Raw genomic sequence first — 1,565 nt, 5'->3', positions numbered from 1 at the left:
CGCGGTCATCCCGGATGCGGCCATGACCTGCGTCATGATCACGCCGATATGGGCAACGATAACGATATCCCGCCCGGCGTGGCTCTGGCTCAGGGCATCGACGCAGGCGCCGACCCGCGCGGCGACCTCGTTCCAGCTTTCGCCTCCGGGCGGGGCCACATCGCCGGGGTCCTCCCAGAAGGCCCGGCTCAACTCAGGGTCGCGCGCGGCGACAGTGTCGAACGGCACGCCGTCCCATTGGCCGAAATTGAATTCCCGCAAGGCAGGATCATGGGCAAGGCGTTCGCGTCCGCCGCCAATCGCGTCTGCCGTTTCGATGGCGCGAGAAAGATCCGATGACAGCAACACGGACCCCCGCGGCAAATGCGCGTCCAGCCGGGAGATCTGGTCCAGATCGGACAGGTCCGCCGGGACGTTGCGCCATCCGACAAAGGTCTTTTCATGTGTCGGCCCGTGCCGCACCCACCAGAACCGCGTCAAGCCAGACCCTCTGGCATCGCGCCTTTCAGAACCGACGGAAGTCCGGCGGTCACGAAGACGACCAGCCCGGCCTCGGCGGCCAGTCGTTGATTCAACCGTCCTTGGGCGTCGCGGAACCGGCGCCCCAGCGCGCTGTCGGGCACGACGCCCTGTCCGACTTCGTTCGACACGATGGCAACCGGTGCCCGGCAGGCGGCCAGCGCTGCGACAAGATCGTCGGTTTCCGCACTCAGGTTGCCCTCGGCCAACAGGTGATTGCTCAGCCAGACCGTGGCGCAATCCAGCAGGACGGCACCACCCGACGGCAGCTTGCGCAATGCGCCCGCCACGTCCAGCGGCGCTTCTATGGTCTGCCAACCGCCGCCGCGATCGGCGCGGTGTTTCAAGATTTTAAACCGCATCTCGTCATCCAGCGCCTGAGCCGTTGCCAGATAGACATGCGGTGCAGCCTGCTTCCTTACGAACCTTTCGGCCAGGGCGGACTTGCCGGAACTGGCGCCACCCAGAAACAGGGACAGATGCGGGAACATAATTGTGAGCCGTAGATTGATCCAGACGTGATAGCCTTACGTAACAGGAGTAGCCGAAAATTGAAAAGGCTGACGTCAGTGTCGGCCAGACCTTGGGGGGCTCCGACATGGCACTTGATGGATATGCAGACCAGCGCCACACCCGCCGCGCGATGCGTGCGGAACTATTGGATGCAGAGACGGAACGCGAACTGGCCTACGCCTGGCGCGACCAGCGAGACAAAGAGGCGCTGCATCGGCTGATCACGGCCTATATGCGACTGGCGATCTCGATGGCGGCCAAATTCAAGCGCTACGGCGCCCCGATGAACGACCTGATCCAAGAGGCGAGTCTCGGACTGATGAAAGCCGCTGACAAATTCGACCCGGATCGCGGGGTTCGGTTTTCGACCTATGCAGTCTGGTGGATCAAGGCCTCGATTCAGGACTATGTGATGCGCAACTGGTCGATGGTCCGGACCGGATCGACCAGCAGCCAGAAGTCGCTGTTCTTCAACCTTCGCCGGGTTCAGGCCAAGCTTGAACGAGAAGCCAGTTCACGGGGCGAGTCACTTG

General features: G+C 63.1%; 3 protein-coding genes. 1 reads left to right on the top strand and 2 read right to left on the bottom strand.

The features are described from left to right. Together WBB85_RS07305 and cobU are read right to left on the bottom strand one after the other, a co-directional pair. A partial coding sequence (locus WBB85_RS07305) for a histidine phosphatase family protein (RefSeq protein ID WP_432637963.1) occupies positions 1-480 on the bottom strand: 480 nt, incomplete at its 3' end. Continuing rightward, positions 477-1,010 carry a bifunctional adenosylcobinamide kinase/adenosylcobinamide-phosphate guanylyltransferase gene (cobU, locus tag WBB85_RS07300; protein WP_432637962.1) on the bottom strand — a complete coding sequence of 178 codons (534 nt, stop codon included), beginning with the start codon at positions 1,008-1,010 and terminating at the stop codon, positions 477-479. The genes cobU and WBB85_RS07305, both read right to left, overlap by 4 nt. A 107-nt stretch (positions 1,011-1,117) precedes the next feature. Here cobU and WBB85_RS07295 point away from each other — a divergent pair. Beyond that, the coding region (locus tag WBB85_RS07295; protein WP_432637961.1) for a sigma-70 family RNA polymerase sigma factor at positions 1,118-1,565 on the top strand (448 nt) is incomplete at its 3' end.

Source organism: Albidovulum sp., assembly GCF_049646345.1.
Lineage (GTDB): Bacteria > Pseudomonadota > Alphaproteobacteria > Rhodobacterales > Rhodobacteraceae > Albidovulum.
This window is presented reverse-complemented; position numbering and strand designations above follow the sequence as displayed.